The 24,922-nt window shown below is 51.0% G+C and carries 24 protein-coding genes; 13 read left to right on the top strand and 11 right to left on the bottom strand.

Annotation, left to right across the window (positions count from 1 at the left end):
• Window positions 1–169: 169 nt before the first annotated feature.
• Window positions 170–1,825 carry a thiamine pyrophosphate-binding protein gene (locus tag AC3QL0_RS14295; RefSeq protein WP_493009071.1) on the top strand — a complete coding sequence of 552 codons (1,656 nt, stop codon included), beginning with the start codon at window positions 170–172 and terminating at the stop codon, window positions 1,823–1,825.
• Window positions 1,826–2,158: 333 nt separating this feature from the next.
• On the opposite strand, the gene AC3QL0_RS14290 is transcribed toward AC3QL0_RS14295, so the two are convergent.
• Genes AC3QL0_RS14290 through AC3QL0_RS14280 form a run of 3 tightly spaced genes read right to left on the bottom strand, consistent with a single transcriptional unit; the run spans window position 2,159 to window position 5,293 of the window.
• Window positions 2,159–3,655, bottom strand: a complete 1,497-nt coding sequence (locus AC3QL0_RS14290; RefSeq protein WP_493009070.1) for an aldehyde dehydrogenase — start codon at window positions 3,653–3,655, stop codon at window positions 2,159–2,161.
• A gap of 50 nt (window positions 3,656–3,705) precedes the next feature.
• Entirely contained in the window at window positions 3,706–4,962 is a 1,257-nt protein-coding gene (locus tag AC3QL0_RS14285) for a Zn-dependent hydrolase (RefSeq protein WP_493009069.1), read from the bottom strand.
• Window positions 4,963–4,996: 34 nt separating this feature from the next.
• The gene (locus AC3QL0_RS14280) at window positions 4,997–5,293 is read right to left on the bottom strand and encodes a cupin domain-containing protein (RefSeq protein ID WP_135861802.1); all 297 of its coding nucleotides are present in this window, start codon (window positions 5,291–5,293) and stop codon (window positions 4,997–4,999) included.
• Between the two features lie 297 nt (window positions 5,294–5,590).
• On the opposite strand from AC3QL0_RS14280, the gene pdxR reads away from it, so the two are divergent.
• Together pdxR and AC3QL0_RS14270 are read left to right on the top strand one after the other, a co-directional pair.
• Complete coding sequence (gene pdxR, locus AC3QL0_RS14275; RefSeq protein WP_135861803.1) at window positions 5,591–7,075, top strand: MocR-like pyridoxine biosynthesis transcription factor PdxR; 1,485 nt, start codon at window positions 5,591–5,593, stop codon at window positions 7,073–7,075.
• 195 nt (window positions 7,076–7,270) lie between these two features.
• Complete coding sequence (locus AC3QL0_RS14270) at window positions 7,271–8,722, top strand: NAD-dependent succinate-semialdehyde dehydrogenase (RefSeq protein WP_493009068.1); 1,452 nt, start codon at window positions 7,271–7,273, stop codon at window positions 8,720–8,722.
• Between the two features lie 33 nt (window positions 8,723–8,755).
• On the opposite strand, the gene AC3QL0_RS14265 is transcribed toward AC3QL0_RS14270, so the two are convergent.
• A complete protein-coding gene (locus AC3QL0_RS14265) occupies window positions 8,756–8,953 on the bottom strand; it encodes a hypothetical protein (RefSeq protein WP_493009067.1) in 198 nt (65 codons plus the stop codon).
• 77 nt (window positions 8,954–9,030) lie between these two features.
• On the opposite strand from AC3QL0_RS14265, the gene rarD reads away from it, so the two are divergent.
• Entirely contained in the window at window positions 9,031–9,927 is an 897-nt protein-coding gene (rarD, locus tag AC3QL0_RS14260) for an EamA family transporter RarD (RefSeq protein WP_493009066.1), read from the top strand.
• Window positions 9,928–10,281: 354 nt separating this feature from the next.
• Here the strand turns inward: rarD and galE are convergent, their stop codons facing one another.
• Window positions 10,282–11,301, bottom strand: a complete 1,020-nt coding sequence (gene galE, locus AC3QL0_RS14255) for a UDP-glucose 4-epimerase GalE (RefSeq protein WP_493009065.1) — start codon at window positions 11,299–11,301, stop codon at window positions 10,282–10,284.
• Complete coding sequence (locus AC3QL0_RS14250; protein ID WP_493009064.1) at window positions 11,298–11,819, bottom strand: gamma carbonic anhydrase family protein; 522 nt, start codon at window positions 11,817–11,819, stop codon at window positions 11,298–11,300. Before AC3QL0_RS14250 ends, galE begins: the two co-directional genes overlap by 4 nt.
• A gap of 137 nt (window positions 11,820–11,956) precedes the next feature.
• Here AC3QL0_RS14250 and rsmB point away from each other — a divergent pair, with 137 nt between their 5' ends.
• The 4 genes from rsmB to AC3QL0_RS14230 all read left to right on the top strand — a co-directional run bounded on the left by rsmB (window position 11,957) and on the right by AC3QL0_RS14230 (window position 17,001).
• Entirely contained in the window at window positions 11,957–13,294 is a 1,338-nt protein-coding gene (rsmB, locus tag AC3QL0_RS14245) for a 16S rRNA (cytosine(967)-C(5))-methyltransferase RsmB (RefSeq protein ID WP_493009063.1), read from the top strand.
• Window positions 13,295–13,372: 78 nt separating this feature from the next.
• Complete coding sequence (locus AC3QL0_RS14240; protein ID WP_430222672.1) at window positions 13,373–13,972, top strand: DUF4390 domain-containing protein; 600 nt, start codon at window positions 13,373–13,375, stop codon at window positions 13,970–13,972.
• Window positions 13,972–16,272 carry a sensor histidine kinase gene (locus AC3QL0_RS14235; RefSeq protein WP_493011004.1) on the top strand — a complete coding sequence of 767 codons (2,301 nt, stop codon included), beginning with the start codon at window positions 13,972–13,974 and terminating at the stop codon, window positions 16,270–16,272. Before AC3QL0_RS14240 ends, AC3QL0_RS14235 begins: the two co-directional genes overlap by 1 nt.
• Window positions 16,273–16,281: 9 nt before the next feature.
• Window positions 16,282–17,001 (top strand): response regulator, encoded by a 720-nt coding sequence (locus tag AC3QL0_RS14230; RefSeq protein WP_135861812.1) that lies wholly within the window; start codon window positions 16,282–16,284, stop codon window positions 16,999–17,001.
• 71 nt (window positions 17,002–17,072) lie between these two features.
• On the opposite strand, the gene AC3QL0_RS14225 is transcribed toward AC3QL0_RS14230, so the two are convergent.
• Window positions 17,073–17,975 (bottom strand): methyltransferase domain-containing protein, encoded by a 903-nt coding sequence (locus AC3QL0_RS14225; RefSeq protein ID WP_493009062.1) that lies wholly within the window; start codon window positions 17,973–17,975, stop codon window positions 17,073–17,075.
• A 72-nt stretch (window positions 17,976–18,047) separates the two neighbouring features.
• On the opposite strand from AC3QL0_RS14225, the gene AC3QL0_RS14220 reads away from it, so the two are divergent.
• Genes AC3QL0_RS14220 through AC3QL0_RS14210 form a run of 3 tightly spaced genes read left to right on the top strand, consistent with a single transcriptional unit; the run spans window position 18,048 to window position 20,174 of the window.
• On the top strand, window positions 18,048–18,794 hold the full coding sequence (locus AC3QL0_RS14220; RefSeq protein WP_493009061.1) for a ComF family protein: 747 nt from the start codon (window positions 18,048–18,050) through the stop codon (window positions 18,792–18,794).
• Between the two features lie 15 nt (window positions 18,795–18,809).
• Window positions 18,810–19,277, top strand: coding sequence for a tRNA (cytidine(34)-2'-O)-methyltransferase (locus AC3QL0_RS14215; protein WP_493009060.1), 468 nt, complete (start codon window positions 18,810–18,812; stop codon window positions 19,275–19,277).
• Between the two features lie 30 nt (window positions 19,278–19,307).
• A complete protein-coding gene (locus AC3QL0_RS14210; protein WP_493009059.1) occupies window positions 19,308–20,174 on the top strand; it encodes an MOSC domain-containing protein in 867 nt (288 codons plus the stop codon).
• Here AC3QL0_RS14210 and AC3QL0_RS14205 read toward each other — a convergent pair whose 3' ends face one another.
• The 4 genes from AC3QL0_RS14205 to AC3QL0_RS14190 are packed head-to-tail and all read right to left on the bottom strand — an operon-like array spanning window position 20,175 to window position 22,478.
• Complete coding sequence (locus AC3QL0_RS14205; protein WP_493009058.1) at window positions 20,175–21,221, bottom strand: NAD(P)H-dependent glycerol-3-phosphate dehydrogenase; 1,047 nt, start codon at window positions 21,219–21,221, stop codon at window positions 20,175–20,177. It abuts the gene before it with no gap.
• A gap of 5 nt (window positions 21,222–21,226) precedes the next feature.
• Window positions 21,227–21,739 carry a protein-export chaperone SecB gene (secB, locus tag AC3QL0_RS14200; RefSeq protein WP_493009057.1) on the bottom strand — a complete coding sequence of 171 codons (513 nt, stop codon included), beginning with the start codon at window positions 21,737–21,739 and terminating at the stop codon, window positions 21,227–21,229.
• Window positions 21,740–21,782: 43 nt separating this feature from the next.
• Window positions 21,783–22,040: a glutaredoxin 3 gene (gene grxC / locus AC3QL0_RS14195; RefSeq protein ID WP_135867043.1), complete on the bottom strand. Its 258-nt coding sequence runs from the start codon at window positions 22,038–22,040 to the stop codon at window positions 21,783–21,785.
• A gap of 27 nt (window positions 22,041–22,067) precedes the next feature.
• Complete coding sequence (locus tag AC3QL0_RS14190; RefSeq protein WP_493009056.1) at window positions 22,068–22,478, bottom strand: rhodanese-like domain-containing protein; 411 nt, start codon at window positions 22,476–22,478, stop codon at window positions 22,068–22,070.
• A gap of 91 nt (window positions 22,479–22,569) precedes the next feature.
• On the opposite strand from AC3QL0_RS14190, the gene gpmA reads away from it, so the two are divergent.
• Both gpmA and AC3QL0_RS14180 read left to right on the top strand, forming a co-directional pair.
• Window positions 22,570–23,316, top strand: coding sequence for a 2,3-diphosphoglycerate-dependent phosphoglycerate mutase (gene gpmA, locus AC3QL0_RS14185; RefSeq protein WP_493009055.1), 747 nt, complete (start codon window positions 22,570–22,572; stop codon window positions 23,314–23,316).
• 1 nt (window position 23,317) lies between these two features.
• Window positions 23,318–24,835 carry a murein hydrolase activator EnvC family protein gene (locus AC3QL0_RS14180; protein ID WP_493009054.1) on the top strand — a complete coding sequence of 506 codons (1,518 nt, stop codon included), beginning with the start codon at window positions 23,318–23,320 and terminating at the stop codon, window positions 24,833–24,835.
• The last annotated feature ends 87 nt before the right edge of the window (window positions 24,836–24,922 follow it).

Genomic DNA, 24,922 nt, shown 5'->3' with positions numbered 1-24,922 from the left:
CCTCAGTCCTTGCAGGCTTTAGCGTAATTAACAGGTTTTTTTATACGTTGTAGCAAACAAACCTGCTATGATTGTAATTAAGGTGGTCTGGCCACTAGGCCACTTGTAAGAATATGCCATGGCGTACCGGTAGAGCAGCGGTAGCCATCATTGTTTATAGGGAATGGAAATGAGCAATAACCGTCACGCTGGTAAAGCCATCGCAGAGAGCTTGGCCCTACATGGAGTTGATCGTGTGTTTGTAGTGCCGGGTGAAAGCTACCTGGCCGTGCTGGATGGTTTGTACGACACAAACATCCAAAGCGTGGTGTGCCGTCATGAAGCCGCTGCAGCCTACATGGCTGATGCGTACGGTAAGTTCACTGGCAAGCCTGGTGTTGCCATGGTGACTCGTGGCCCTGGCGCCGCTCAAGCCTTCACTGGTATTCATACAGCATGGCAAGATGGCGTGCCTATGGTGTTGTTCGTAGGTTTGATCCCTGTAGCAGACCGTGAGCGCGAGTCGTTCCAAGAATTTGATCCTAAAGCGTGGTTTGGTTCACAGTGCAAACGTGTGTTTGTATTGGATAGCGCCGAGCGTGCCTCTGAAGTTGTTGCTGAAGCATTCTTCGCCGCTATGGAAGGTCGCCCAGGCCCAGTGGTGGTTGGCTTGCCTGAAGACATCATCCGTGAAGAATTTACACGTGAGTTGCAGCCTGTGTTGCCAGTGGCGCAAGGTGCTGTAGGCCAAGACGAATTGGCAGCGCTGACAGCAGCGTTGGCATCCGCTAAAAAACCAATGTTGTTCGTAGGTGGTCAGAACTGGGATAGCGAAGCATCCCGTCAATTGACTCACTTCGCTGAGCAAAACCGTATTCCTGTGCTGCACGATTGGCGTGCTGCTGACCGTATTCCTTTTAACTCACCTGCGCACGCTGGTTACTTGGGTTATGGCCGTGATGACGCAACTGCTGCGTTGTACGCTGAATCCGACGTGCTGGTTGCTGTAGGCGTAGTACCTGGCGACGTATCTACTGATGGCTACACATTGCGTCAAGATACCTCTGCTATTACATACCAAGTGAATCTGGACACCAGCTTGCGTGGTCGCAGCGGTGCAATGACTCACCAAATCTTGGCAAACCCTAAAGTGTTTGCTCGTACCGTAGAAACACTGGAGTTGGCCGGTGCAGAGCAGCGTCAAGCATGGTTTGACCGTTGCCACGCTGTTCAGCGCGAATACTCCCGTTTCCCAACAGAGCTGCCACGTACTGCACCTGGTACAGCACACATGACAGCGCTGATGGAAGCTATTGTTAAACGCTTGCCTGACGATGCGGTATACAGCTTTGGTGCAGGTAACCACTGCATTTGGGCGCAGCGCTACTTGCCTACCAACGTATTCCCAAGCCAATTGAGCGCTCGTAACGGTGCGATGGGCTACAGCGTTCCAGCCGGTATCGTGGCGTCATTGCAATCGCCTGAGCGTGTGTCGGTAGTGATTGCTGGTGACGGTGAGTTCTTCATGAACGAAGCTGAGCTGTCCACAGCAGTGACTTACGGCGCGCCAATCTTGGTAGTCATGATGGATAACCAGCAGTACGGCACTATCCGTCTGCACCAAGAGCAGCACTACCCAGGCCGTGTGTCGGGTACGCAGTTGCAGAACCCTAATTGTGAATTGTTGGCACAAGCTTTTGGTGCATACGGCGCGCGTATTACCGATGACTCCCAAATTGAAGCAGCTGTAGAAGCCGCGTTCAAAGCAATTCTGGAAGAAAAACGACCTGCAATTCTGCAGATCGTGACGGATCAGGCTTTGGCATTGCCAGAGTCTGTAGCATAAGGTGCAGCCAATCGCCGAAGAGCGATGAACCTTGCCACACTACGGCTAAAAGCTGTTGAGCACCTAGGAACGGCCCGAATCTGTGAAAGCAGGTTCGGGCTTTTTCTTTGTGGGCGTAGACAATGAACAGGGCCTCGTTTCTTAGCGTGTTGCTGGTTACGGCAAGCACAACATCTTCTCAGTTAGGCTGGTGAGACGTTGCTATGACGATAAGGGGAGCGCTGGAAGGGTGTGTGTGTCAGCACAAATTAAAACGTGCTGTAGAGGCGCAGAATAGGCCTTAGAAAGGCATGCTTTCGTGCAAGGTCTCTCGCACGAAAGCATGGGTACTACTTACACTGTCAGATCAATCCATGTGGATTTCAAACTGGTGTATTTGTCTATCGCGTGTATGGACTTGTCACGACCAAAGCCGGACTGTTTCACACCGCCAAATGGCATAGCAATATTGCCATTGAAGTAGCAGTTTACCCAGACCAAACCAGCTTCCAATTCACGACCCATGCGGTGCGCTCGGCTGATGTTGCTGGTCCACAGGCCGGCACCTAAGCCGAACTCGTGGTCATTCGCCATGTGCAGAACTTCTTCTTCAGTGTCGAATACCGTTACGGCCAACACAGGCCCAAAGATTTCTTCACGAATGATGCGTACATCTTGTGAGGGCACTTCAAAAATGGTGGGCTCAATGTAGTAGCCGCCAGTTTCGGTACGAACTTGCTGGCCGCCTGTCAGCAGCGTGGCTTGTTCGCAGCCAGACGCAATGTAGTTCATCACTGTGCCCATGTGCTGCTGTGTCACCATAGCGCCCATCGCAGTTTTGGGGTCCAAAGGATTACCCGGCTGCATGGTTTTGGCGTGAGCAATCAGCTTCTCTTTGAAGCTTTCGTAGATGCCACGTTGTACGTACAGACGTGAACCTGCAATACATACTTCGCCTTGGTTGTTGAAAATGCCCACAGCAGCCATCAGAGCGGCTTTGTCTAAGTCTGGGCAGTCATCAAACACGATGTGTGGAGATTTACCACCACACTCCAACCAGATTTGTTTTAGGTTGGACTGACCGGAGTACTGCATAAAGCGTTTACCGGTCATGGTGGAGCCGGTAAATGTCAGGCAATCTACGTCTGGGTGCAAACCCAATGCTTGACCTGCACCGGGGCCTGTGCCGGGCACAATGTTCAGCACGCCTGGAGGCAAACCAGCTTCCAGCGCTAACTCACCCAAACGAATAGCTGTCAGCGGTGTAGCGTCAGCAGGTTTCAAGATAACGCTGTTACCCGCTGCTAGTGCAGGAGCCACTTTCCACGATGACATCATCAGAGGGAAGTTCCAAGGCACCACAGCAGCCACTACGCCCAAGGGATGACGTGTAATGGTGGCTAGAGCATTGTTATCGGTAGGGGCGATTTCATCGTATTGTTTGTCGATGAGTTCGCCGTACCAGGCGTAAGCGGTGGCGGATTCTGGAATATCAAATTGTGTGGTTTCACTGATGGGTTTACCCATGTTCAGCGTTTCCAACAGCGCGATATCATCCAGGTTTTCACGAATCAGTTGCGCCAAGCGTTGCAGGATTTCTTTGCGCTGCACGCGTGGCATGTTGCGCCAAACGCCAGATTTAAAGGCGCGGCGAGCAGATTGAACGGCTACATCAATATCCGCTTCGTTGCAGGAGGCAACTTGGGCCAGAACTTGGCCGCTAGCAGGGTTAACAATGTCCAGAACGTCGCCATTGCCTTGGTAGGCTTTACCATCAATGATGGCTTGGCTGCGGAACGACAACTGGGCTGCCCGTTGTTCCCAGTCCTGCAGGGTGAGGGGTGTAGTCATGTATAACTTCCGTAGAGCAAAAAGGGCTGCCGTGTGGGCAGCCCGAATAATTAGCAGACTTTAGCCTGCTCCAGCATTGCGCCCAGCAACACGTTGGCACCGATGGCTACGTGTTCAGGTTTGGCGTCTTCGATTTCGTTGTGGCTGATCCCGTCTTTGCAAGGGATGAAGATCATGGATGTGGGGTGTTTGCTTGCAACGAACACCGCATCGTGGCCAGCGCCAGTCACGATATCTTGGTGAGAGTAACCACGAGCCTCGGCTTGTGCACGCACGCTGTTGATCAGGTGAGGCGCAAATGGGGTTGGTGGGAACTGTTGGATATCAGTGATAGTGATATCGGTGGTGTAACCAGTGTGCTCACCTTGGGCTACGTCTGCGCACAGTTTGCGGAAACGTGCTTCCATTTCGTCTAGCAACGCGCTGTTTTCGTGGCGCAGGTCAACACTGAAGCTCACTTTGCCAGGAATAACGTTACGAGAAGATGGGTATACATCCAACACGCCAACGGTACCACGGCCTTGAGGGGCGTATTCACGGGCGATATCAATTACGCCTTGAACGATGTAAGACGCGGAGTACAACGCATCTTTACGCAATTCCATAGGTGTAGGGCCAGCGTGAGCTTCCATTCCAGTTACCGCTACGTCATACCAGCGCAGACCCAAAGAGCCTGTGACCACACCGATTACGTTGTCGTTAGCTTCCAATACAGGACCTTGCTCAATGTGAGCTTCGATGTAGCTGCCAAAGGCGTGGCCAGGTACGGGGTAGTCACCGTCGTAGCCGATGTTTTTCAGTTCTTCGCGTACCGATTTGCCATCCAGATCCACGGCGTCCAGCGCAGTTTCAATAGGGAATACTTGGCAGAATGCACCGGAACCCATCATCACAGGCACAAAGCGTGTACCTTCTTCGTTGGTCCAGATGATCAACTCCATTGGAGCTTCGGTTTCGATGTTGTTCTCGTGCAAGGTGCGCATGACTTCCAAACCAGCCATTACACCAAAGCAACCATCGAACCTGCCGCCGGTGGGCTGTGTGTCGATGTGGCTACCTGTGGCAACGGGGGGGAGGCTTGGGTTACGGCCAGGGCGGCGACCAAAGATGTTACCCACTTGGTCGACGGTAATGGTCATCCCCGCCTCACGCATCCAGCCGCAAACCATGTCGCGTGCCTGGCCGTCCAGTGCTGTCAACGCCAAACGGCAGTTACCGCCTTTGGGTGTGGCACCAATTTTGGCCAGATCCATCAACGATTGCCAGAGGCGTTCGCCGTTGATGTTTAGGGAGGTGATGTCGGTCATGAGATTTTCCTTGCTGCAAAAAAAACGATGATTCCTAGCGTTTGAACTCGATCTCTACGAATACAAATGGCTCGGGACCAGGATTAATAACGTTGTGTTGCACGCCGGCTTGCCGGCAATAACTTTGACCCTGAGTAAGAGCATTGCTATGACGAGTACCGTCAGGAAGTTCCAACTGCAGAGTGCCGGTAGTCATTGGTACTACTACATAGTCCATGTCGTGGCCGTGCCAGCCGGTTTCGGCACCGGGCTCGAAGTACCATTCGGTGACACGCGTAAAGTCGTTGTCAATTTGTACGGTAGGGCGGGCTGCTGGTCGTTGCTGGTTCATAGACTGTCCTTTGGTTGGTAATCACTTTCTACATCATGGGCATGGTGCTGAAGAAAAAAGCTTTTTGCATTCAGTCATGGGGCCATTTAGGGTGGTATGATTTTTATAACCTTCAACCATCACAAATAGAAAGCGTTTCTATTCATAGACAACGCATTCTCTGATGTGGAGTTTAGGTTTAGTATTCAGGTGGTCAGGCCACAAGACCAGTTTAATGGAAAATCACCAAAAAAGGTGCATGGTGTTTTCCATAGGTGATACCTGTCCCCCAAAGCGTATGTGTGATGAGACAGAAAAATGATCGCAAGCGTATTGCATGAGTTGCTTTTACAACGTCTGGAGCGAGATAGCGGGAAGCCTTTATCCCGTCAGGTCTATGAGGCGTTTAGCGCATTAATTTTGCAGGGTGATCTGCGTGCGGGTACAAAGTTGCCCGCTAGCCGTGTTTTGGCCAGAGACATGGGCTTGTCCCGCAACACAATTATTGCGGCGTATGAACAGTTAAATGCCGAAGGGTATGTGATCACGATCACGGGTAGTGGTACCTTCGTGTCCGACACCGTGCCGGTGATGGTGGGGCAGGTCATGCCCTTAGATGCCGAACTGGTGCAGCCAGTCACGGGTGATGGGCTATTGTCTGAGCGTGGTTCTGCATTAGTAAGTACTGCTCAAGCCTCACGCCATCAGTGGGGGCCATTTATTCCGGGTGTGCCGGATGTCACGATGTTTCCCAGCAAAGTATGGATGCGTTTGCAGCGCCGTTATTGGCGTGAGCCTATTCCATCGTTGATGACCTATGCGCACGGCGCAGGCTATAAGCCGTTACGTCGAGCCTTAAGCGAACACTTGCGCTTGGCGCGTTCGGTGCAGTGCGACCCTGAACAAGTGGTGATTACTTCAGGCATTCACCAGTCGCTGGATTTAATTGCTAAGTTGTTAGGCGACAAAGAGTGTCTAGCATGGATGGAAAACCCCGGTTATTGGGGGGCCAGCACCGTGCTGACATCGGCGGGCATACATTTGCGTTCCATTAATGTGGATGAAGAGGGTATGAGCCCTACGCCTGAGCAAATGCAGCAAGACGTGCCTAAGTTTATTTTCGTGACGCCTTCGCACCAGTACCCGCTGGGTAATGTGATGAGTTTGGCCAGACGCCGCATGTTGCTGGAATATGCTAACCAGTGTGGCGCGTGGATTATTGAAGATGATTACGACAGTGAGTTCCGCTTTGGCGGGCGTCCCATTGCGTCCTTGCAAGGGTTGGATAGTTACGACCGGGTCATTTATCTAGGCACGTTTTCCAAAACCTTGTTCCCTAGCATGCGCATGGGGTTCATGGTGTTGCCCAAAGCTATTGCTAGGGCAGCATCGGTAGCACTGTCTGAGTTGTACCGTGAAGGTAGGTTGATGGAACAAGCCGTATTGGCGGACTTCATTGCTGAAGGGCACTATGCCGCGCACATTCGCAAAATGAAAGCGGTGTATGCCAGACGTCAAACTATCTTACGAGATGCCATTAGCGAGCATTTTGGACCGCAATGGCCGTTGTCTAACCAAGAGGCTGGCTTGCATCTAGTGATGCATTTGCCAGAAGGTACTGATGATGAGGCCATTACCAAAGCCGCCCACGAGGCAGGCATTTGGGTGCGACCCTTAACGCGTTATTACGCGGGCGAGCGCAAATCGCCAGGCTTGCTTTTTGGATATGCAGCGGTAGAAAATGAAGACGACATTCGTCCCGCTTTTGCACAGTTGGCAGAATTGATAAAAGCAGCGTTGTAAGGCCCACAGCGCATAGGTAGAAATATCAGGTACTTGGGAATGGCACTGTGAATCGTTGAGCCAATGGCTCTAGGTTATTTGCCTATTCTGGTGTATCAATGTAGGCCAGTTGCTCAATCCGCCAGTTACATGCAATGTAGCTAGGGGTAGGTAGTAGTAAATAATGAAATTGATTTTTGCTCGTGGAGTACACAAATGAAACTGACGCGTCCTGAGCTGTTTAAGCAGCAAGCGTATATTAATGGCCAGTGGGTAAACGCTGATTCCGGTGAGACACTGGAAGTGCAAAACCCCGCAACCGCTGAAGTTATCGGCACTATCCCTAAAATGGGTGCTGCTGAGACACGTCGCGCAATCGAGGGCGCTGCTGAAGCGTTCAAATTGTGGCGTGCTAAACCTGCTAAAGCGCGTGCAAACATTCTGCGTAAATGGTTTGACTTGGTTATGCAAAACCAAGAAGACCTAGCAACAATCATGACTATCGAGCAAGGTAAGCCTATTGCCGAGTCTCGTGGTGAAATTGCTTACGGTGCTTCCTACTTGGAATGGTACGGTGAAGAAGCTAAACGTGCTTACGGTGATGTGATCCCTGGCCCTGCTGGCGACCGTCGTATCGTGGTAACTAAAGAGCCAATCGGTGTATGTGCAGCGATTACTCCTTGGAACTTCCCATCCTCCATGATCACACGTAAAGTGGCTGCTGCTTTGGCTGCTGGTTGCTCTATCGTTGTGAAACCTGCTACTCAAACACCGTACTCCGCTTTTGCGTTGGCTGTGTTGGCTGAAGAAGCTGGTGTGCCTGCTGGTGTGTTCTCTGTGTTGACTGGTTCCGCTTCCGCTATCGGTGGCGAAATGACCTCCAACCCAACTGTGCACAAACTGAGCTTCACTGGTTCCACAGAAATCGGCCGTTTGCTAATGAAGCAAAGTGCTGAGCAGATCAAAAAAGTATCGTTGGAATTGGGTGGTAACGCTCCTTTCATCGTATTTGAAGATGCGGATCTGGACGCTGCTGTTGAAGGCGCGATGGCCAGCAAATACCGTAACACCGGACAAACTTGCGTATGTGCAAACCGCTTCTACGTACACGACAGTGTGTACGATGCGTTTGCAGAGAAATTCGTTGCCGCAGTGAAAAAACTGAAAGTAGGTAACGGGATGGATGACGGCGTGACCCAAGGTCCGCTGATCGAGCAAAGCGCTGTAGATAAAATCCGTGAACACATTGCTGACGCTGTATCCAAAGGCGGTAAAGTGTTGACTGGTGGTGAGTCCGACGAGAAAGGCGGCCTGTTCTTCCAACCTACCGTTGTGGCTAACGCTACAGCAGACATGATCGTTGCTGGCGAAGAAACATTTGGTCCTTTGGCACCATTGTTCCGCTTCAAAACAGACGAAGAAGTGATCGCTCTGGCGAACAACACTATCTACGGTTTGGCAGCGTACTTCTACAGCCGCGATTTGAGCCGTGTATGGCGCGTAGCTGAAGGTCTGGAGTACGGCATGATCGGTATTAACTCCGGTATTTTGTCTAACGAAGCTGCTCCATTTGGTGGTGTGAAACAGTCTGGCGTAGGTCGTGAAGGTTCCTTCTACGGTCTGGACGATTACATGACTGTTAAATACATGTTGATGGGCGGCATTTAAGCCTCATCACTGTGTGATTAAAAACCTGCTCGCTTAAGCGGGCAGGTTTTTTTGTGCCTGAGTGCCTGAGTGCTGCTGTGTAGTGTGTTGTTGTTGTTGTTGTTGTTGTTGTTGTTGTTGTTGTTGTTGTTGTTGTTGTTGTGACGGTGCAGACAGACAGCGCGTGCTTAGGTTACTGGGTAATTGCTGAGTGCTGCGCAGTGTGTTGTTGAGGTTGTGGCATTCTGGCATCTGGCTTGCATGGCCCTTGGTGGGACACCATAATCAATGGCTTTACTAATGAATAATTGTTCAACAAGGTGTGTGGCGTGAGTACCCATAATCCAGCTTCTATAGCAGGCGTTATTTTCTCTATTTCGTCCTCCGTGCTCTTTGGAGTGCTGTACTACTATTCCACCCTGTTGGCGCCGTTAAACGGCATACAAATCTATGGTTGGCGCATTCTGCTTACCATCCCCTGTCTAACTCTTTTTCTAATCCTGACACGCCAGGCCAAAGACGTGACCGCCATTTGGAAACGGTTAAAACACGAGCCATGGTTGTGGTTGGCGTTGCCGGTATCGTCTTTCTTGGTGGGTGTGCAGTTGTGGCTGTTTCTATGGGCACCTGTAAACGGCTATGCCTTAGATGTGTCGCTGGGTTATTTCTTGCTGCCCCTCACCTTGGTGCTAACCGGCAGATTGGTGTTTAAAGAGCGCATCACAACGCTACAGAAAATAGTGTGTGCCATTGCAGGCGTAGGGGTAGCCAATGAGCTATTGTTTGCGCCACAAGTGTCGTGGCCTGCCTTCATGGTGGCACTAGGCTATCCGTTTTACTTTGCTTTACGTCGCATCCTCAAAACCAGCAACTTAGGTGGCATGTGGTTTGATTTGCTATTGAGTGCACCTGTAGCAGCCTGGTTCGTTGTGGAAACCAGTAAAGCCTTACCTGACGGCACCTTTACTGTCACCCTGTTGTGGTTGATTCTGGGCTTGGGTGTTTTGAGTGCCACGTCGTTGGGCTTGATGGTATTGGCTAATCACCGTTTACCGCTGGGACTATTTGGGCTACTCGCCTATGTCGAGCCTGCCTTGTTGGTCGTGGTGGCCCTGTTGCTAGGTGAGCGCATAGAAAATATGCAGTGGATCACGTATGGGTGCGTGTGGACGGCTATTTTGCTGCTGATTCTTGATGGCGTGCGGTCCATGAGAAGAGAGGCTTAAAAGCCTACTGATCAACCACTGTCTGCTGTAGCCTAAGGCTGCGAAAATATTTTTTAATTTGTAAACCAAATAAAAAAATACTTCCATCCGCCTTTCCTTCGTCGCTTGCAACGGTTTTTGTTTTGGTGGTTGCTGCTAGGTATTTCATTTTCTGTGACATGACAGATAAGAACGCATGTCGCTACTAGAAGTCTTTATTGCAGCGCTACAGTAAAAAGGGCTGTAAACCTATCAGATGCTAGAACCGTCGGGGGACGGAGAGGAAACTTTTTGTGATTTGGTGTCTCAAATCACAAAAAGCTTTCCTGCAGTCCCCCAGCGTGTGCAATGAATGCTTTGCTCCGTCGCAAAATATCAGCTGTTTGCAGAAGCGGCATGACACTGCCACCGCCATGCATCATCACACATTTGTTGAATACCTGACGACGCCGTCCAGCCCAGTTTTTTTCTAGCCAAGGCGGTGTCTGCCCAGCACGATGCAATATCACCAGGGCGGCGTGGAGCAATTTGGTAAGCAATATGGCGTTGGCTGCTACGTTCAAACGCCGAGATCATATCCAACACTGAATAGCCTGTACCTGTGCCCAAATTAACGGCAAGCAACTCGCTGTCATTGTTTAAGCAGTATTTCAACGCGGCCAAATGGCCATCAGCTAAGTCCATCACGTGAATGTAATCACGTACCCCGGTGCCGTCTGGCGTGTCGTAGTCATCACCAAACACGCTAAGGTGTGGTCTGTCACCAATGGCGACTTGAGCCACGTACGGCATGAGGTTGTTGGGAATGCCTTGCGGGGCTTCACCAATCAGGCCACTTGGGTGTGCACCTACGGGGTTGAAGTAGCGTAAGCAGGCAATTTTCCAGCCTTCTTCGCTTTTATAAAGATTCTGCAAAATCTCTTCCACCATCAGCTTGCTATGACCATAAGGATTGGTGCTGGATAGTGGGTGGTCTTCAGTCAAGGGCAAGAACTTAGGATCGCCATAGACCGTTGCCGAGGAAGAGAAAATAAAGGTGCGCACGTTGGCGTCTTGCATGGCTTGTAGCAGTTGTACCGAGCCATGTACGTTATTGTCGTAATAACGCAGAGGAAACTGTACGGATTCGCCTACTGCTTTAAGCCCAGCAAAGTGCATAACCGCTTGTATGCTGTAGCGCGTGAACAGTTCTTTGAGTAGATTGGCGTCGCGTATATCACCTTGTACAAAGTCAGGGCGGGTGTCAGCGATTTTTTCTATGGCATCCAGTACTGAAGCAGAGCTGTTGCTTAGGTTATCAAGTATCAGTACGTTGTAGCCGGCTTGTAGCAGGGCAACAGTGGTGTGGCTACCGATAAAACCGGTACCACCCGTCACAAGGATGTAAGGCTTCATAGTTTCTGTAAGGCGGTTTTGTAGTGTGCGGAACGTTCTTGGTAGGTCTTGGCATTGCGCTGTAGGTTCGCTACTTCTTCGTCGCTGAGTGTGCGTACGGCTTTAGCAGGTGAGCCAATGATCAAGGATCGTTCTGGGAACGTTTTACCTTCGGTGACCAATGCGCCAGCCCCTACTAGGCTGTTTTTACCGATGACGGCACCATTTAACACTACGGCTTGAATGCCGATGAGGCTGCCTTCTCCTACCGTACAGCCGTGCAGCATGGCTTGGTGGCCAATGGTGACGTTCGTGCCTATAGTGAGTGGGTAGCCGGGGTCAGTGTGTAGTACTGCACCTTCTTGTACATTAGAGCCCGTACCTATGTGTATAAGCTCGTTATCACCACGCAAAATAGCACCCGACCAGACGCTGGTGTGGGCATCAAGCTGCACCTTTGCGATCAATATTGCTTCTTCGGCTACATAGGCGCTGTCATGTACGTTAGGGCTGTTATCATCAAGTTTGTATTGTGTCATGCCACGCTTCCCAGATTGGACCAAACTACGATCGTAGCACCAACTGTATAAAAGCTGTATCGCACTACACAAAAGATGTTACAGTTTCTCGTGCCCAACTATAAAAGGGCAGGCTGTTTTTTTAGTATTTTTTTGCCATGTCTTCTACTACTCCTTCTCTCTCCACTGTATTGCTGGCCAGCGCCCAGCTCGTGCAAGGAGTCTTGGCAGGGAAATCTCTCACCGAATGCTTAACGCAAACGCCCGCTACTGTACGTGCAGCGGCTCAGGCAGTGAGTTTCCACAGTTTGCGACGTTTGGGCTTAGCAAAGCAGTTGCTTAGCCAATTAGTAAGCCATAAAGCACCATCTGGGTTAACCGAAGCGTTATTGCTGGTGTCGTTAGCGGTGTTAGATAGCGCCGCAGAAGTACAAGAAAACGAAGACGCCTTTGCTGATCAGCCAGAAGTTCCTGTTTATGCTCCGCACACCGTCGTGAATCAGGCGGTACAAGCCGCTGCTGATCATCGTTTATTGCGTGTGTACAAAGCGTTGATTAACGCCGTGTTGCGCCGCTATCTGCGAGAGCGCACCGAGCTATTGGCTGAAGCGAATAGCCATCTTGCGGCACGTTGGAACTTCCCCAACTGGTGGATTAAACAAATCAAAAAGGCTTACCCGCAGCAGTGGGAAGCTATCTTGCAGCACTCCAATCGTCCCGGCCCTTTAACCTTACGTGTAAACCAACGACGTTGTTCGGTGGCGCGTTTGCTGGCGTTGTTTGAAGAAGCCGGCATTGCCTGCTGGGCACCGGGCGGTCAAGCCGTGGTGTTAGCAGAGGCATTGCCTGTACAGCAGTTGCCTGGGTTCGAGCAGGGTTGGTGGTCAGTGCAAGATTACGCGGCTCAACAAGCAGGTGCCTTGTTACCGGTAGAAGATGGCATGCATGTATTAGATGCGTGTGCTGCTCCTGGTGGTAAAACGGCGCATCTGTTAGAGCGTGCTGATATTTCGTTGGTGGCCTTGGATTCCGATGCCACACGATTGCAGCGTGTACCGCAGAATCTACACAGATTGGGTCTGGATTCAGACCGTGTCAAAATACAAGCAGCGGATGCTGCTGACATACAGCAGTGGTGGGATGGTAAGCCTTTTGATGCGATCTTGGCAGATGTGCCGTGTACCGCATCGGGTATTGTGCGTCGTCACCCCGATATACGCTGGCTGCGTCGCCCGCAAGACGTGGCGGCTACAGCAGGTTTGCAAGCCAATATTGCTGATGCTTTATGGCTGACTTTAAAACCCGGCGGGTATATGCTGTATGTCACGTGTTCTATCTTCCCTCAAGAGGGTATAGAGCAAAGCAAAGCATTTTTGGCTAGGCATCCTGATGCGGTTGCGCTGCCTAGTCCAGGACAAGTATTGCCACAGCCCGTAGAGAGTGGGCAGCCATGTGGTGATGGTTTCTTTTATCAGTTATTGCGTAAAGAGGCATAAACGTCGACCATGAGAGCGGGTAGATCTTTCAACCGGTTAGTTCGCAAGGCAGGGCTAGCATTAGCTTTGTGTCTTGTGGTGCCTGTTGGTTCTGCCCAAGGTTTACGTGTCACTGATGCAGTTACTGACGATACGCCTACGATGGCCACAGTGGTGGACACGGGGCAGCAGGGCACTACAGAAGAAGTAGTACGTGTAGAGCCTGTAATACGAGATGGACGTCTGTATATAGACGCCGATGTGGATTTTGAGCTAAGTCCTGAACTTCAGGACGTAGTCTATAAAGGGATTCCCCTGTACTTCACGGTAGATGTGGAGATACGTAGTACACGCTGGTGGTGGTTCGATAAAACAATAGTGGATGCCAATCAAACTTGGCGTGTCACCTACAATGCGTTAACCAGACAGTGGCGTGTGGGCTCGGGGGAGCTATTATTGCCGGAAAGCAGCCTCAACGAAGCCTTGGCGTCATTGCGCCATATCCGAGGCTGGGCTGTGGCACCAGTAAGTGATTTTGATAAAAACACCGAACTGTATGGACGCATGCGTTTGCGTCTGGATACCTCTTTATTGACTAGGCCCTTCCAGGTAGATGCGATGAATCGCCGCGCTTGGACGTTGTCCACCCCATGGAAAAACTTCACTTTTTCGATTTCCGACGCCGAGCACCAGCCGTAATTCGCTGGGTGTTGCGTATAGCCCTGATCATCGCTGCAATTAGTGCAGTGGCGTTGCTGGGCTTATTGGTGTGGTCTACGGCAAATGCCTCGCGCTATAACGAATACTACGATGTGCTGTTGGTGCTCAACGGTATCTTGGCTGTTGCCCTAATTTTTTGGGTGGTATTGCTGGGTGGTCGTTTAGTCAGGCAAGTAAAGAAGCGGCAGTTTGGCGCCAGAATGACGGCACGCTTTGCCCTGTATTTCACCTTGATAGGCATATTGCCAGGTACGTTGATTTACGTGTTGTCCGTACAGTTTATGTCGCGCTCTATTGAGTCGTGGTTTAACGTGCGGGTAGATCGAGCCTTAGAGTCGGGTTTGGATTTGGGTAGAGCAGCACTGGATGGCCGATTAAGCGATCTGAAAAAACGTGCAGCCAGTTTGGCGGTAATGCTCAACGAAAGCCATGTGGACCCAGGCTTGGTGCTAAACAGTCTGCGTGAGCGCACGAACATTGGTGATGCGATGATTTTCACCAGTGCGGGTAGATTGATTGCGTATTCATCCACCCGCTTTGATATGTCGCTGCCTGAGATCCCCAAGCAAAATGTGCAGAACTACCTACGCATAGCCAAAGAGTATGCCTCGGCAGAGTTGGATGACAGCCCAGGTGTGGGCTCTACTGGCTTGCGTTTACGCGTGGTGATTCCACTGGATAGCAGCAACAGTTATCTAGGTCAGTTTACGCAATCTAGTGATAAGCGCTGGTTGCAGGTGACAGAGCCTGTTCCTGAAAATATTGCACGTCATGCCATGCTGGTGGAAGAGGGTTATAGAGACTATCAAGAATTAGCTTTGTCTCGACAAGGTCTGCGCAAGCTCTATGGGATCATCTTAACGCTAGCCCTGATTTTAGCCGTGTTTGCAGCGATGGCTGCCGCGATTGCGATTTCTCGTCGGTTGGTGCGTCCATTATTGGCGCTGGCAGCAGGTACGCAAGCAGTGGGCGTGGGGGATTATCGTCCTTTGCCAGAGGACTCTGATAAAGATGAAGTGGGGCAACTGACACGATCATTTAATACGATGACCCGACAATTGGATGATGCTAGACGCACGGTAGAACGCAACCGTCTGCAACTAGAACGTTCCAACTTGTATCTGGAGTCAGTGTTGAGTAGTTTGTCGTCAGGCGTTTTGGTGTTTGATGATGCCTTTTGTGTGACGATGTTCAACCAAGCGGCACAGAATATTTTGCGTGCTGATTTGAACTTAGTTAAAGGCAAACCCTTGGAGGAAGTGGCTGACGATAATGGTTTCGCTACTCAATTACGCCATGCGTTTGCAGAACACTCAGCCGTTGGTGCAAGAGAATATTGGCAGCAACAATTTGAATTAAGCTTTGGCAGTAGGCATGATATGCGTGCTGTTATTATTACTTTGCTGGCGCGTGGCATGGAACTTCGTATAGGTAAGAGTTCCAGCGGCTATTTGGTGGTGTTTGATGATATCAGTGATATTATTTCTGCCAATCGCCTAGTCGCGTGGGGGGAAGTTGCCCGACGCTTAGCACACGAAATTAAAAATCCATTAACGCCCATACAGTTGTCAGCGGAGCGTTTGGCTTTAAAGCTGGAACCTAAGCTGGATGAAAACGATGCTGCGATGCTGAAGCGTGCAACCACCACCATTGTGAACCAGGTGGGATCGCTGAAGCAGATGGTGGACGATTTCCGAGAGTATGCTCGGGTGCCACAAGCGCAGATGCAGGAATTGGATATAAATGCGTTACTGCATGAAGTACTGACTTTGTACGGATGGGATCCGGAAAGTGCTTCTGCAGAAAACAGCGGACGTGTAAACTGGGAAGTATCGCTAGGAGCGGGGGTGCCCGCCGTAGAAGGTGATCCAACACAGTTGCGTCAAGTGATTCATAATCTGTTGGCCAATGCTGTGTATGCGGCCACTCAAGGGCGTGAGCCTAGCGAGGGAGTCATCACAGTAAAAACCTCCTGTACCATTCATGATGCAGAACAGGGCATACATGGGGTACGATTGGTGGTGGCGGATAATGGCCCAGGTTTTGATGAACAATTGTTGGCTCGAGTATTTGAACCCTACGTAACAACAAAGGCGACAGGTACTGGTTTGGGGCTAGCCATTGTGAAAAAGATCATAGAGGAACATGGCGGTAAGATAAGTGTGACGAATCAACGTGAAGGGGGCGCACTCATCACCATCCTCTTGGCCCGCTTGGCAGGATCAAAAGTAGTAGCTGATTCTGTTGAAGGTAATGATAATAGCGTAAAAAGCTCGTAGGGACGGTTTATGGCCAGAATTCTGGTAGTTGATGATGAAATCGGAATCCGTGAACTCTTGTCTGAGATTCTGTATGACGAGGGGCATACGGTGGAAGTCGCAGAAAATGCCGCGCAGGCGCGCGCTGCCCGTTTACGGGCGCGGCCTGATTTGGTACTTCTGGATATCTGGATGCCGGACACGGATGGCGTTAGCCTATTGAAAGAATGGGCATCACAAGGTTTGCTAGACATGCCTGTAGTCATGATGAGTGGTCATGCCACCGTTGACACAGCGCTGGAAGCTACACGTATAGGGGCGGTGGATTTTCTAGAAAAACCCATCACTATGCAGAAGCTATTGCAAACAGTGGCCTCCGGTTTAGAACGGGTAGTTGTACCGCCCAAAGTACCAGCCATGGCTGCTGCACCACGTGTTGGTGGGGCGCCTGCGGTAAGTGCTGATGTAGGTGTGGTGGCCAATGCCCAAAACCGCATGCAAGCGCCTGCTTCAGCCATACAAGGTGAGCAAGGTGGTTCACACTTGGGTAGCATTTCGCTAGAGCTGCCTTTGCGTGAAGCACGTGATGAGTTCGAACGTATTTACTTCGAATACCATCTAGCCCGTGAAAATTACAGCATGACACGTGTGTCAGAGCGTACAGGGTTAGAGCGTACTCACTTGTACCGTAAGCTGAAGCAACTGGGTATTGATGCGTCGGCTCGCCGTCGTAGTCACAATAACCAGTAAGCGATGCAGAATAAATTGACCGCGCCATTCCTATTAGGAGTGGCGCGGTTATGTACGTGTGGTTCTATGAATTAGCTGCGCTTGCGGCTAATGCTGGAAATAGGAATACGCACTTCACCACTTTGTGCATCACGCAACGTTGTTGCGCGCCATGCATGCCCGTAGGCAATCTCCAAGCTCAGATGAATAGTGCCATCCATATGGCGCTGGGCATTGAGTGCGTCCACTAAACGCTTGTACCACGCTTTTCCAGGTAAGCCTTTTCTACGTAAAGTGCTGGCATTACCGCCCAGTACATACGCGTCTTCCAGTAGTTTTTCAGCCGATTGGTAGGTCAGGGTAATGACCTCCTGATCCATAACGGGATCAGTAAAGCCATTTTGCAGCAGTTGGTCGCCATAATCGTGCATGTCCACAAACGCCAAAGTTTGGGTTTGTGCGTCAGCGACTTCCATAGCATTACGCAACTCTAAAAAGGTACCAGGGCCTGGCGCGGAGAACATCACTAACCCGTTAGACGCTAAGATGCGTCGCCATTCTTGGAATACTTTTTGAGGGTCTGGCTGCCATTGTAATGACAGGTTAGACCACACCAGATTTTGGCTTTCAGGAGGCAATTGCGTATTGGCCATATCTGCCAACACAAAGTTGTTGTTAGTGCTTGGCTTATTACGCAGGCGCTCCCACAAACCAGGGCGATGGGTATGGCGCGCTTTGGCTACTTCCAGCAAGCGCGGGCTGATATCTACGCCGGTATACACCATGTCTGGGTAACGTGAACGTAGAGGGTCTATGGCGTGCCCTGCACCGCATCCTGCATCAAGCACTGTGTGTACATCTAGGCGTACATAGCCAAGGCGTGCCAACATACGTTGGGCGATTTCACCGTACAAGAACTGTGGTGCATCTAAGGGTGCACGACGATCAAATTGTTGTTGTACGTGCTGTAGGCTAAGAGGAAGAGGGTGTGACATGATTGCGCAATAGAACCCCGTCAGCCAAGCATGGCCGCTAGAGTGTAAGTTTGATTAGAGCAAGGCACTATTATGGCGCATGCATTTCGCTTAGGCGACCTTTTACAACCACTCTGTCAGGTTATACATATTCCACGACCGTGTTTGGTGTGTGAGCAGCGTGCATGGCGCTACGGGGTGTGCCAAACCTGTTTGCATGAGCTTCAGCAACAACGGCAGCTAGGAAGACGCTGTGAGCGTTGTTGGGTGCAGCTACCGGCTGTAGGCGGCTGTAGAGACTGTACGGCGCGTCCTCTGGGCGTGCGGCAGGTGTTTGTGGCATGGGACTACCTTGATGCAGCGGAGCTGCTGATACAAGCGTATAAGGCTCGTCAACAGCAATGGTTAGCAGCGGTGATGGCAGATGCTGTGCATCAGCAAATTGTGAGGCAGTGGGTTGATAGGCCTGAGCATATGCTGGTGTTGTCTGTGCCGTCCTCTAGAGCAGCGTTGATTCGTAGAGGCTTTAATCCTGCTGCTGAAATCGCTAAATTAGTGGCAAAGCAATTACGGCAACCGTATTTGGTGGGTGGGCTGTACAGTGTGGGTGCACAGGGTACTGTCACACAGAAGCAGCGTAGTCGGCAGCAACGATTGGGGGCTGCAGCGCCCGCTTGGCGATGTGCGACGTTGCCAGCAGACAGCACCGTATTAGTAGTTGACGATGTACTTACCACCGGCAGTACACTTCAGCATGCCGCACAATTATGCCGGCTTGCAGGGGCGTACCGCGTGTATGCAGCACTGGTTGCACGTACGCCTTGGCGTGATTATTTTTGAATTCATCAGGTTGTTATGTTCCACATTATTCTGGTTTCTCCGGAAATCCCGCCCAATACGGGCAATGTCATTCGTTTGGCTGCTAATACTGGCGCCCAATTGCACTTGGTTAAACCATTGGGGTTTGAACTGGAAGACAGCAAGTTAAAGCGTGCAGGGCTGGATTATCACGAGTGGGCGCAAGTCAAAGTACACGAAAACCTACCTGCTGCACTGGAAGCCATAGGTGCGAATCCAGATCGCTGTTTTGCGTTGACCACTAAAGGTCAAACACTGAACAAGCCAGTGTTTAAGGCTGGAGATGTGTTTGTCTTTGGCTGTGAAACAGCCGGGATGAATGCGGAGCAAATGGCACTGTTTGCAACAGAACAACGTTTGCGATTGCCTATGCGCCCAGAGCAGCGTAGTTTGAATCTGTCTAATGCCGTAGCGGTGACTGTGTTTGAGGCATGGCGCCAGTTGGGCTACGAAGGTGCGGTGTAAAGATTGATGCTTTTCTGGGTGGAATAGGCCATGAGTGTTCGTATTAGCGCGTTATACAGTTATCCCATTAAATCCTGCGCAGCAGTGCAACTCTCGCGCAGTGCTATTTCACCCTCTGGGTTAGAGTGGGACAGGCAATGGGTGATGGTGGATGCTGAGGGTGAAAAAATGACCCAACGCACCATTCCACGCATGGCCTTAATACAACCTACTATCGAAGCCGAGCATATGCGTTTGCAAGCGCCTGGCATGCCAGATATTTTGGTAAGCCTGCAGCGTGTAGAGCAGCCGCCCATTGTGGATGTGCAAATTTGGGCTGATTGGACGCGCGGCCAAGACGAAGGTGATGCTGTTGCTGAATGGCTATCTACTTTCTTGGGCATGTCATGTAGGTTACTGCGTGTGCATCCTACAGCGCATAGAGCGGTGAGTGCGACATGGTCACGTAAGTGGGCTGATAGGTCGGGCGAAAGCGCTGAGTTTTTACAGAAAGGAATGTTCGGCTTTGCCGATGGTTTTCCTTTTTTGATTTGCAATGAAAGCTCGTTAGACGAATTGAATACCGAGATACGTCTACAGCAAGGTAGCGATATACGCATCAATCGTTTCAGGCCTAATATTGTGGTGCAAGGGTTAGACGCATACGAGGAAGACTACGTACAAAGTTTGCAAGGTGGTGGCCATTATTTTGCACGCCTGAAAAACTGCACCCGTTGTCCGTTGCCGAACGTGAATCCAGAAACTGCCGAGGTAGGAGATCAACCAAGTAAAGCCTTGGCTAGCTCTAGACGCTCAGAGGCAGGGATCTTGTTTGGGATTAATATGGCGTTGTACCAAGCCAGCGAAAGCCCATTCATTGAGGTAGGGCAAACGCTGGAAGTGGAATACGACGTGTAATTACGCGCTTTCTTTGCGCGGATCACGGGCTAACAAGGTTTGTACCGCCTGACGGGGGGGCAAGCCTTGTTGCAGCACTTGATAGACGGCCTCGGTAATGGGGGCGTGCACATTCAAGCGCAAGGCGATGGTGCGGGCGGCTTCCGCGCAGCGCACCCCTTCGGCAGTCATGCCGGAACTTAATATTTTTTGCAGATCTTCGCCTTGGCCTATGGCCAGCCCCACGCGCCTGTTTCTAGACAGGTCACTAGTGGAAGACAGTACGAGGTCGCCTAAACCGGTTAAGCCTTGGAAGGTTTCAGGCAAGCCGCCTAGCCCTACGCCTAAGCGTTGAATTTCGGCTAGGCCTCGGGTGATCAAGGCCGCTCTAGCATTGGCGCCTTGGCCCAAACCATCGCCTATGCCGCAGGCAATGGCAATAATATTTTTGAGTGCACCACCTACTTCCACACCAATAACATCGTGACTGCTGTAAATACGCGCTTGCGTACCGTGCAACAAGCTGACGGCGCAGTGCATGAGATCGCTGTTGTTGCTGGCAATGGTCAGTGCTACGGGCAGGCCTTTGGCGACTTCGATAGCAAAAGAAGGGCCTGAGAGTACACCGTGGTGTAGCCAGTCGTGGTTAGGGGTGTGCTGCTCAGCAATGACGTGTGGCAGATCACCACTTTGTGCATCAAAGCCTTTGCAAATATGTACCAAATGCACAGGATGTTTACGAGTGCTTGGTAAGAAAGCAGAGAGTAGGGTACAGAGCTGCGCCAAACCTGCCACCGGTACGCCCAAAATAATGAAAGCCGGGCTTTCATCGTTTCCTAGGGCGTGCTGCATGGCGGTTGCTAGCGATGCGGTGGCAGATAAACCCTCTGGTAGCTGTATATCGGGCAGATAGCGTTGAAGACTATGCTGCTGGTTGATTTCAGCGACGCTGGCTGGGTCACGTGCCCAAAGCATAGTAGGAGCGTTAGCGTGACACAGCACGGCTAAAGCCGTGCCGTAACTACCGGCTCCTAGTACGCTGACGCGTGGGGGCGCAGAACTGTGCATCCGATTTACTGGATGGGTTGGTTTTGTGCTTCGGAAGCAGCTTGCTGTTGAGCTTCGGCTACGCGTTGCTCGTACATCTGCTGGAAGTTCACTTCAGTCAGGTGCAGGGCTGGCAGTGTGGTGCGAGTGATCGCATCTGCTACGGTAGCGCGCAGGTATGGGTACAACATAGTTGGGCATACGATGCCCAGCAGTGGATCCAACTGCTCAGCAGGAATGTTTGCTGCTTCAAAAATACCGGACTGCGTTGCTTCGATCAGGTACAGCACTTTGCCCTGAATACGGGTGGTAACCGTAGCCGTGACAGAGGTTTCGAAAATGCTTTCAGCCAGACGCTGAGCACCTACTTTCAGTTCAACTTCAACGCTAGGCGCTTCTTGTTCCAAGAAGATCTGCGGTGCATTTGGCATTTCCAGTGAAAGGTCTTTCACGTAAGTGCGTTGCAGGCTGAAGCTAGGTTGTGCAGCTTGTTCGTTGGCGGCTGCCGCATTGTTTTCGGGTGTGTTCTGTTCGGACATGATAGCTCCAGAAAAAGTGATAGTTACAGATACCGTTGAGTTATTAGGATTCCAGCAGCGGCACCAGTTCGCCAGCTCGGTCTAAGGCAGCTAAATCATCATAGCCACCCACATGGGTATCGTTAATGTAAATTTGGGGAACGGTACGACGTCCGGTGCGTTCCATCATGATGGAGCGTTGTTCAGGGTCACGATCAATCAGGATTTTTTCAATGTGTTCGACACCGCGCTGTTTAAGCAGCATCTCGGCCCGTACGCAGTAAGGGCAGACGGCGGTGCTATACATAAGAACTTTTGCCATGATAGTGTCAACAAGCGTAAAAAAGTGTTAGGACTTGCGCACAGGCAAGCCAGCTTCAATCCAGCCTTGTAGGCCTTTGTCCAAGCTAAATACCTTATCAAAACCCAGTTTACGCAAAGTTGCAACAGCCTTAGAAGAGGTGCGGCCTTGCTCGCATACCACTACAATAGGCTTATCTTTAGCAAAGTGATTGCTACGGCTTTCCAAATCAGCCAGCTGAACGTTTTGCGCTTGCGCAATATGAGCGGCTTTGAACTGGTCAGCAGAGCGGATGTCGATGATCACTGCATCGTGCTGGTTCATTTGAGCAACGGCTTCAGAGGGACCAATAGGGCGGCCATTACGGTTTTTAGTGAAGGCTGGTAATAGAAGCATGATGCCGGAGAGCACGGCAACGACTAAAATTAGCAGATTGTTTTGACTGTATAAGAATTCCACGATAAATCCTGATGAAAGCCGGAAATGAATGGTTGAAGGGTTTAATTATAAAATGGACAGCAATTTTTAACGTAGAGGCTGTATTTTTACCATGTATAAACTTGTATTGATGCGTCATGGCGAGAGCCAGTGGAATCTGGAGAACCGTTTTACCGGTTGGACAGATGTAGACCTGACTGAAACTGGCCGTGAACAGGCCCGTCAAGCGGGCGAGTTGCTCAAAGCTAATGGCTATGAGTTCGACATCGCATTCTGCTCAGTGCTCAAACGCGCCATCCGTACTCTGTGGATCGTTCTCGATACCATGGATGCTATGTACACGCCCGTAGGCATGAGTTGGCGCTTGAACGAGCGTCATTATGGCGCGTTGCAGGGTTTAAATAAAGCAGAAACTGCAGAAAAGTACGGTGAAGAGCAAGTACATATCTGGCGTCGTGCTTATTCCATCGGCCCTGAGCCAGTCGCTGAAGACGATCCTCGTCACCCACGTTTTGATCCCCGTTACAGCCGTCTGAAAGCTGAGCAATTGCCTGCTACAGAATGCTTAGAGACAACCGTAGAGCGTGTAGTTCCTTTCTGGAACGAATCTATTGCTCCTGCTATTCGTGCAGGTCGTCGCGTACTGGTGACTGCTCACGGTAACAGCTTGCGCGCGTTGATCAAGTACTTGGATAACGTGTCCGAAGAAGAAATCGTTAACCTGAACATCCCTACAGGCCAACCTCTGGTATACGAGCTGGATGAAAACCTGAAGCCTATTCGTCACTACTATCTGGGCGACGAAGAAGCGATTGCGGCACAAATGCAAGCCGTAGCTGCTCAGGGTAAGGCGAAATAATATGCGTCGTGGCGTGCTCTTGCTGTGGTCATTATTGGCTGTTTCCCCGCTAGCGGTGGGGGCAGAAGACTTACAGTCCCGACAAAATGAGGCGAGACAGCAGCAGCAAGAGCTACGCCAACGCATACAATCGTTGCAGCGAAACATAGAAAAGGCGGAAACTTCCCGTCAAGACGCAGCCCAGGCGCTGCGTGCTACGGAAAGTGCTATTTCCGACACGGATAGACGTTTGCTGGAACTAGAGCAGCGCTCCAAACAGGTGCAAAAACACTTAGGCGAGTTGCAAGCACAAACCAGTGAGCAAGAAAAACTGCGTGACCAACGTCAACAAGAACTGGCAGAGCAACTACGTGCTATGTATGCCAGTGGTTTATCACCATGGGCTGCATTATTGTCGGGTGATGACCCTCAGGCTATACAGCGCGAGCTCGGTTACTTGTCGTATGTCTCACAAGCGCAGGCAGAGAAAATTCAAGCCTTGCACGCTACGTTGCGCAACCTAGAGCGCTTGAAAGCGAACGTGCAGTTATCACAGCGTGAGCTGGCCCAGCTCAGTGAAGAAAGCGAGAAAAAGAAAGAAGAGTTAGTAGCTCAGCAAACTGAACGAAGCCAAGTCTTGGTGCGGGTTCAGACAGAGTTGAACCAACAGCGTGGACAAGCGTCGCGCTTGCAAAATAATGATGAACGTCTGGGTAGGCTGATTAGCGGCTTAGATGTGGAAATTGCTAGGCAAGCCGAATTGGCCAGACAGGCTGAACAGCGACGTCGAGAAGCTGCCGAGCGTCAACGCCGCGAAGCAGCAGAAGCGGCAGCACGTCAACAGGCCGCAGATCGCCAAGCGCGTGAAGTTGCTGCCAGACGTGCAGAAGAAATACGTGTAGCCGAAGAGCGCCGTCGTGCTGAACAGGCTCGTGAACCATTGCAAGTGGTGCAAGTACGCCCCAGAGATGGCGTGGTGGCGGTAGATGCGACAGAAACACCGCGTGAACGTATACGTATTACAGAATCGACACCTCCAGTGGCTACACCGCCGCCCCCTCCGCCTGTGCGCGAAGTGGTACGTGCGGCACCGCCTGAACCTACTCCTGCTCCTTCTAACCCTATACGCGAAGTGCCTAGTGGTGGCTTCAAGGGTTTGTCTAAAGGCTTACCTATGCCTGTGCAAGGTACAGTGCAGGGGCGTTTTGGTGTAGATAGACCAGACGGTGGAGGTAAATGGCGCGGCATCATGATACGTGCAGATCAAGGCCGTGCTGTGAAAAGCGTAGGGGCAGGGCAGGTGGTATATGCCAACTGGTTGAACGGTTACGGGAATTTGTTAATTATTGATCACGGCAACGGTTTGCTCACCGTTTATGGGCATAATCAAAGCTTATTGAAGCAAGTGGGTGATGTTGTAAGCGTTGGTGAAGAGGTAGCGAGAGTAGGAGCAACAGGGGGGCAAGTTGAGCCCGGCTTGTACTTTGAAATCCGTCAAAATGGGCAGCCCGTTAACCCTCAACTATGGTTGCGGGGCTAGGCAGATGGCGGTATTCTTTACCTCTACGCAGGAAGTGTCTGTTGCTCAAGCTTTAAAAATAGTGCGAGCGCTGCCCCATAGGGCAAT

The sequence above is a fragment of the Paenalcaligenes sp. GW821-LYS-B07-1 genome (genome assembly GCF_058803365.1).
Note: the sequence above shows the minus strand (reverse complement) of the source record. Positions and strands in the feature narration are given on the sequence as shown.

Excerpts from the sequence above, each read along its gene's own strand:
- AC3QL0_RS14295 (WP_493009071.1), top strand. The coding sequence starts at position 170 with ATGAGCAATAACCGTCACGCTGGTAAAGCCATCGCAGAGAGCTTGGCC.
- AC3QL0_RS14290 (WP_493009070.1), bottom strand. The coding sequence starts at position 3,655 with ATGACTACACCCCTCACCCTGCAGGACTGGGAACAACGGGCAGCCCAG.
- AC3QL0_RS14285 (WP_493009069.1), bottom strand. The coding sequence starts at position 4,962 with ATGACCGACATCACCTCCCTAAACATCAACGGCGAACGCCTCTGGCAA.
- AC3QL0_RS14280 (WP_135861802.1), bottom strand. The coding sequence starts at position 5,293 with ATGAACCAGCAACGACCAGCAGCCCGCCCTACCGTACAAATTGACAAC.
- pdxR (WP_135861803.1), top strand. The coding sequence starts at position 5,591 with ATGATCGCAAGCGTATTGCATGAGTTGCTTTTACAACGTCTGGAGCGA.
- AC3QL0_RS14270 (WP_493009068.1), top strand. The coding sequence starts at position 7,271 with ATGAAACTGACGCGTCCTGAGCTGTTTAAGCAGCAAGCGTATATTAAT.
- AC3QL0_RS14265 (WP_493009067.1), bottom strand. The coding sequence starts at position 8,953 with ATGCCAGAATGCCACAACCTCAACAACACACTGCGCAGCACTCAGCAA.
- galE (WP_493009065.1), bottom strand. The coding sequence starts at position 11,301 with ATGAAGCCTTACATCCTTGTGACGGGTGGTACCGGTTTTATCGGTAGC.
- AC3QL0_RS14250 (WP_493009064.1), bottom strand. The coding sequence starts at position 11,819 with ATGACACAATACAAACTTGATGATAACAGCCCTAACGTACATGACAGC.
- rsmB (WP_493009063.1), top strand. The coding sequence starts at position 11,957 with ATGTCTTCTACTACTCCTTCTCTCTCCACTGTATTGCTGGCCAGCGCC.
- AC3QL0_RS14230 (WP_135861812.1), top strand. The coding sequence starts at position 16,282 with ATGGCCAGAATTCTGGTAGTTGATGATGAAATCGGAATCCGTGAACTC.
- AC3QL0_RS14225 (WP_493009062.1), bottom strand. The coding sequence starts at position 17,975 with ATGTCACACCCTCTTCCTCTTAGCCTACAGCACGTACAACAACAATTT.
- AC3QL0_RS14220 (WP_493009061.1), top strand. The coding sequence starts at position 18,048 with ATGGCGCATGCATTTCGCTTAGGCGACCTTTTACAACCACTCTGTCAG.
- AC3QL0_RS14215 (WP_493009060.1), top strand. The coding sequence starts at position 18,810 with ATGTTCCACATTATTCTGGTTTCTCCGGAAATCCCGCCCAATACGGGC.
- AC3QL0_RS14210 (WP_493009059.1), top strand. The coding sequence starts at position 19,308 with ATGAGTGTTCGTATTAGCGCGTTATACAGTTATCCCATTAAATCCTGC.
- AC3QL0_RS14205 (WP_493009058.1), bottom strand. The coding sequence starts at position 21,221 with ATGCACAGTTCTGCGCCCCCACGCGTCAGCGTACTAGGAGCCGGTAGT.
- secB (WP_493009057.1), bottom strand. The coding sequence starts at position 21,739 with ATGTCCGAACAGAACACACCCGAAAACAATGCGGCAGCCGCCAACGAA.
- grxC (WP_135867043.1), bottom strand. The coding sequence starts at position 22,040 with ATGGCAAAAGTTCTTATGTATAGCACCGCCGTCTGCCCTTACTGCGTA.
- gpmA (WP_493009055.1), top strand. The coding sequence starts at position 22,570 with ATGTATAAACTTGTATTGATGCGTCATGGCGAGAGCCAGTGGAATCTG.
- AC3QL0_RS14180 (WP_493009054.1), top strand. The coding sequence starts at position 23,318 with ATGCGTCGTGGCGTGCTCTTGCTGTGGTCATTATTGGCTGTTTCCCCG.